Source organism: Limosilactobacillus pulli (assembly GCF_947381555.1).
Taxonomy (GTDB): Bacteria; Bacillota; Bacilli; order Lactobacillales; family Lactobacillaceae; genus Limosilactobacillus; species Limosilactobacillus pulli.
Map to the genome: position 1 here is coordinate 1 of NZ_CANCWQ010000049.1, position 6,523 is coordinate 6,523.

Here is a 6,523-nt window from a genome sequence, read left to right on the forward strand (position 1 = left end):
GGCATTCACCAATTGAGATCTTTTTGCTTAATCTGCGCCAATAGATTTGTTCAAGTTATTTCTTGCAATCTGCCTTACCTTAAAAAATGCCAATCTACCAACTCTTTTGCAGCTCAAAACATCTTCACATCTATTTTAACAACTTTTATTTTCATTTGAAAGCGACTACAATTTCATCAATAATTAACAGGAGGAGTGGGCATGCAGTTTTTGGAAGACGGCTATCTGCCAACGATCAACACTACGTTTTCTTTTTTCGGTGGTCATGCTGAAACCGTTGAGCCCGGCTGGCGCCCACCCAGCCTTTGAGATTCTGTACATCTTGGATGGCGCGCAAAGAACCGTTACCGAATTAGCCGAAAAAATCATTAAGGCTGGTGAGATGATGGTCATTCCCATTGGCATGAAACACACTAACTATTGCTGGGGCAACGAATCAATGACCTCTTTACCATGCATTTCAATCTTGACGGCCCAGCAATCAAATATCTGCTGGTGAAAAACTTTACCAACCAGATTATTGATCAGACCGCGCCTTACTATGACGAACTGCGCAAATTCCTTGAACAGATCATCAGCATCATCGGTAATCAATATTCATTAAGCGACCGGCTGACGATTGAGCTAAATACGATCAACGTGATTGGAACGCTGATTCATCATCTGCATGCCAACAAAGATCAGTTGCCCAAGCAAAATGAAATCGATCATTATGCTTTGTTTCAGCAGATCTCAATGCGTATTAAAGATGAGCTCAACGAACAGATTTTCAATGCCAAAGCTCCCCAGACAATTTCAATTGCTTCAATCATTGCCGAGTTTCACATCAGCCAAAGTACCGCGCTTCACCTTTTCAAGCAGTACAGCCAACAGTCGCCGCAAAAATATCTGCAGAGTCTCAAAATGCAGATTGCTAAAAATTTACTGCTGCAGCCTGATTTGAGCATTAAAATCAACAACCAATAAAAGGCGCTTCGCCATTTCAAAATGACGAAGCGCCTTTTAGTTGATTCAGATTCAGTATTATGGCTAATCCAGCATCAAGCTTTTAGAACACACGCTGCTCGGCTTGGAACTTAACCAAAGGACCAGCCGTTACCATGGCACCGTCACGATGGTTGCCAAAGAAGTCGGCATCAAAGACGATTGGCGTGCCATCAGGGTTTTCATAGCGTTCTTCTGGCTCAAACGCCATTCCCAGCGTAGCAGTTGTAATCTTGGCATCGTTGTCTTGCGGCAGGAAGTCAGCCAAATTAGTCTTAAGATACAGGCCATCAGCTCGCTTCTCCAATTCCAGGACGACTTGATCCTTATCGTCGACGAATTGGTTCTGCTCCTTGCTGCATGACTGGGCACCGTTGAAGTAAGCGTTGCCCGCGTTCCATACTGGCAGGTGGTTGTAATAGTGATCGCTGTTTGGCGCATAGATTCCGCAATAGCCATCAAACTGCTGATCCCATTCTGCAAACGTTGGATATTCTTCAAACGGCTGGGTACCGACTTTAAAGTTGTAAGTATCCCATGCATCCGGCTTGTCATGCATCAGTTCAGCCAGCTTTTGCATTTCCGGCCGCAGCTTTTGTTGAACGAAGACATTATTGTAAAAACGATTGTCGCCATGTTGGAACGTCATAAAGCCCATTACCTTGGTGCCGTGATGTTCATGATATGGTGTAAAGCGGTTGGATGGCAGGTTGACGGAATTATTGTCCGTCCCAACGCCAACCGCAGTAAAGCTACCAGCAATCAGGTTGTGCACCATGGCAATTCCCTGCGCAGCAAACCGAATTGAGCGTTCTGAAAGGAATAGGTTGTTGTCAATCAGCGTTGGTCCATGCGAAACCTCGACCCACATATCTTCACCAAGCCCTTGCAGCACGTCGCCCACGTTCTCTTCACTGACTTCAAAATGTTCAGGTAAGGAGTTGTGATCAAAGACATTTTGCGTGACCCGCGTTCCTTGTGCCTGCCAGTCCAGCCATAAGCCACGCGTACAGTGGTGAATATGATTATGACGGTAGATCACATCAATGGCAGCATGCATCTTAATGCCGCCAATTTCGGCTCCCACCAGATTTTGACGAATGTTGATGTTGTAGATGTCGTTTTCTTCAATCAAGGAGAAGACACCGCCCAAGTGACCAACAATCCCGGTTTGGCCACAGTCATGAATGCGATTGCGCCGTACGATATGCGAGCCGACGTGTTCTTTATCCCAGCCTTCATAAGATGCTTGACAGATTACGTCACGCTCCGTCTGAGTACCATCTTTGTATTTCCACTTAGACCATTTATTGTCATTGTTTGGCTGCAGGTACTTGCCAAGCGAGATACCAGAACATTTGGAATGCGAAATCTCACATTCTTCAATGATCCATCCTTTTGACCAGTGTGGACCAACCATCCCTTCTTGGTAAGCCGTTGGTGGCGCCCATTGCGTCGCCGCTTTAGTAACGCCAAATCCTTTTAAGGTAATGTAGCCGATTCCTTCAGCCTGTGGGTAAAAACAGCTTTGACGCACGTTGATCTCCACGTTTTCCTGGTTGGGATCGAAATCATGGAAGTTGGCATAGATAATCGTTTCATCCGTGTCAGCATCTTGTTCCGTATACCAAGTATAGATCGTAAAGTCAGGATCCCATGATTTTTCATTGCGAACGGGCTGTTTTACCTCAGCCAGCGTGTTGACCTCATACAAGGCCTTGTCGTTTAAATAGACCTCACCGGTATGAGCCAGGATTCGTGCATCGAACCAGTCACCAAAAATCTTGGTCGTGTATGGATTGCGCTCACTAAACATACTATTGGGAATTTTTACCTGCCAAATGCCATCTGCAGTTTTTTCCCAGCCTTTAACGACTTCCGCCCCAGTAATAATGGCCTTTAACGGCTCAACCGACTCATAGACGATGCGCTGATCTGCCGTGCCCGCATGCTTAGGATTAACGTTTTCACGATAAGTGCCTGGAAAAACGCACACCTTATCGCCTGGCATTGCGATATCTGCGGCTGCTTGAATCGTTTTAAATGGACGATGCTTGCTTCCATCGCCATCAAATGGTGCCTGCGCATCAACATAGATTTTCATGAACTTTCATCCTTTCCGTTATTTCTGCATTAAGACAGCTACTTTTCTTCAGCTTGGCGGCGATCTTCAATTTCGTGATTGATTTTGTCAACTTCTGCATCAGACAATGGGTACTTACTGATCACCCACATGCCAACAATTGCCAAAACAATTGGCAGCCAGATCATTGAAATCGCAATCCCATTCAAGGCCGTTGCTGATTGCGTAGCCTTAGTACCGTCAAAGTGGCAAGCGGCATTGATGTAGCCTGGAATGATCCCGCCAAGTGCCAGCCCAATCTTGAAGAACAGTCCCATCAAGGCGTTGATGATCCCAGCAACCCGCTTCTTTGAGTTCCATTCACCATAAGAAACGACTTCCGGAACCAGTGACCACATGTAGCCAGTAGCGGCCGAAAGTCCCCACGACTTGATAAAGCCACCAATGTAGCCCAGGGCAATGCTGTTCTTAAACTGTGGCCATGACCATACCCAAAGAAGCAGCGTCCCAACGATAAACATTCCCAAGAACAGTTGGAAGAATCCCTTTTTGCCGATCTTGCGCCGAATAATTGGCCATAAGAAAACCAAGAAGATCCCTGGAATCGAACCAATCAGATTGATTGAAGCCATCCATTCTGAGTGACCAATGTTGTACTGAAGGAAGAATGGCCAAACAGTATTGCCAAAGAACATGAAGGTAAAGCCAACTAGGAAAAAGCAGCCTAGTACCCGTAGTGGTTTGTTACGACGCAGCTCATTCCAAAGATCAGAAAACTTAACGGAATCCGTTTCTTCTTCCGTTGGCAGCACCCGTTCATGAACACCAAAGTAAGTGCAAAGCAACAGAATAAAACCAATCAGCATATAGATTGACATAACGTGGAAGTAGGCACCAGCAGCGTGTGGCGAGGCATAGTTACCTAAATTAAGCTTGATGCCAAACATCCCGATGGCTTTTAAATGCTTGTCAGGGGATGCCATTTGAACGAACAATGGCAGGAACGTGTAGACAAAAAGATTACCGATATTTGCTTCCGTCATCCGGACCGTCGTTAAAGTTGAGATCTCATCATTATCCCGCGTCAGCGAGGCATTCAACGAACCATAAGGAATATTAACGAATGAATAGATCAAGGCCGTTGCCAGATACATCAAGAATGCATAGGCAACATTGCCACGAACGGCTGGAATTGGCAAGAACAGCATGGCACAGCAGATCGTGAGCGGAATTCCGAAATAAATTAAAAATGGCTTGTATTTGCCGCCGTGCTTAAAATGGCTCTTATCGACAACCGTTCCGACCCAGGGATCCCAAAAAACGTTAACCCAGCGAACGATCAGAAAAATCGTGGCCCCAACGGCTGCCGAGATTCCAAAAACCGTTGTCAGATAAAACAGCAACATTGAGCCAATCGTTCCAAAAATCAGATTTTGTGCCAAGTCACCAGCACCATAAGCGATTCGCTCACCCCAAGACAGTTTGGCGAACTCATCGACTTGCTTATTTTTTGGCTTGTCCATAGTTTTTACACCTCTTGTAAATTTGATTCAAACCGGTACAGCGCTGCACGTTAGTTTGTGTTTTCAACCAACGACCAAAATTTAACACAGTTTTTTTGAAAACGCTACCCTTAAAATCTATTTTTCGTCATTTACGAGCTAAAATTTTTAATTTCTCCAAAATAATAGATTTGGTTTCTTCATATAGCGTCAGCAAAAATGACCACTGGCAAAAAAGCGGTCACTCCGTTAAAAAATTTAAAAATACATATGATTGATTTTTCATACTATTTTTTGAAAAGATAATCGTAAAGATTCCAATCAGCAATTTGGGTAGCATCAGCACGTACTTCTTTAGGCGTTATCCCAGTTAGGGCATGGAAGACTCGTGAAAAATGCGCCTGGTCAGCAAATCCATAACGCTCGGCAAGCTCTGCCATTGAAAGATTGGTGCCAATCAGATCTTCAATCGCATGATTAATCTGAACCAAGCGCTTGAAGTGACTGATACTGACTCCAACCTGTTTTTTAAACTGGCTGCCAAGATAGCGACTGGATAACCCTACCGTCATTGCCAGATCATCAACGCTTTGGTCCATAGTCGGATTACTCATTAACTGCCAAAAAATCTTGCTGACCGGTGCCGTCATCTTGGCATCAACCATCTCACGGCAGCGCATAGCCATATCCACATCAGCTGCCTCAATTGCTGCCAGTACTTCATTGTAGGACGTCAATGACTCAATATGACGTACGTATTGATCATTCAGTGAATACACCATTTCGTAATCCAACCCGACTTGAAACAGAGCACGCAGATTTACGGAAACCGAGATAATGCCCCAGTTCTTAACGTTGCGCAGCGCATCTTGATTATCTGCTAAAATACCGATCCGACCTGAGTTGATGTTTTTAGAGAATATGATCGGCAAAGCAGCCAAGTTTCCCTGTGCGATTGCTTTTTTGACTTCGCGTTCATAAAGATAACTAACATGGCCACCCTCACTGCTCATCCGCAGCTTCAGCAATTGGGCATCAAAGTCTCTCGAAAGACGTGCTTGGTGAAACTCGTCACTGATGGTTTCAAAATCGATCGGCAGTTCTAATAACCGTACCAACACCAAAATCTGCTGCAAAAACTGTTTTTCTTCCAGATAAACCGTCTTCAGCAGCTTTGGCATATACATGACGGCATGACTGCCCGGCATCTCACTGTTTTGATAACGCTGACTAATGTTAACGATCACTGGTCCTACATAGATGACTATCTGGTCGCACCATATTAAGCAACTGTATAGATTTTGACTATGCCGCAAAAATTGCAGCGACTTATGTGGACAGCGACGCAAAATTTTTAGATAGTTCACCAGCAACAACTTGCCTTGACGAAACTGTAAACTATACTGGCCGTTGTCATACTCCCAAATTGTGGCTGGAACTCCCAATGATTCCAGATACGCAGTTACGATTTCCATTTTATTCCGTCCTTTGTTCAAAAAATAGTTCTAATATTCAAGCGATCGTGTTAGCGATTACATAAAATATATCATGAGCTAGGGAAAATTAATATATTGTTGCTGGTTTTAAGATCTTGGTCAGTCTGATTTTTTAGATTGGTCAATTCCTTAGCTCTTTTTAAAATCAGCATTAACTATAAAACACTCCAATTCCATTTTCCCTACTCACGCTTATTGGTAAAGCCGATTATTATTGTTTTGCCGACTGCTTTTTAGGCCGTGGGCAAAACATTTCTCAAATCTTACTGTCAATTCGGTTTAGACAAGTCCGTTAACCTGCTTGCGAATTCGTTTTAGTTATGATCATCTTATAAAGATAAACGGCCTAATCATCTGGTCGCTGTTTGTCTGCTTTTTTCTTATGGCAGATTGTAAAATTTAAGTTGAACATTTTAGTGGACAGAAAAACCCATAAAGGTCTTTAATGGTGTCGTCAC

The 6,523-nt window shown here is 44.0% G+C and carries 4 protein-coding genes; 1 reads left to right on the plus strand and 3 read right to left on the minus strand.

From position 1 onward, the window contains the following. Positions 1-453 precede the first annotated feature (453 nt). Positions 454-966 carry a helix-turn-helix transcriptional regulator gene (locus QOS03_RS08820; RefSeq protein ID WP_283576149.1) on the plus strand — a complete coding sequence of 171 codons (513 nt, stop codon included), beginning with the start codon at positions 454-456 and terminating at the stop codon, positions 964-966. Between the two features lie 82 nt (positions 967-1,048). On the opposite strand, the gene QOS03_RS08825 is transcribed toward QOS03_RS08820, so the two are convergent. From QOS03_RS08825 to QOS03_RS08835, 3 genes are all read right to left on the minus strand, one after another. Beyond that, positions 1,049-3,088: a right-handed parallel beta-helix repeat-containing protein gene (locus QOS03_RS08825; protein WP_283576150.1), complete on the minus strand. Its 2,040-nt coding sequence runs from the start codon at positions 3,086-3,088 to the stop codon at positions 1,049-1,051. A gap of 38 nt (positions 3,089-3,126) precedes the next feature. Continuing rightward, complete coding sequence (locus QOS03_RS08830; RefSeq protein WP_283576151.1) at positions 3,127-4,590, minus strand: MFS transporter; 1,464 nt, start codon at positions 4,588-4,590, stop codon at positions 3,127-3,129. 266 nt (positions 4,591-4,856) lie between these two features. Then, entirely contained in the window at positions 4,857-6,044 is a 1,188-nt protein-coding gene (locus QOS03_RS08835) for an AraC family transcriptional regulator (protein WP_283576152.1), read from the minus strand. Positions 6,045-6,523 lie beyond the last annotated feature (479 nt).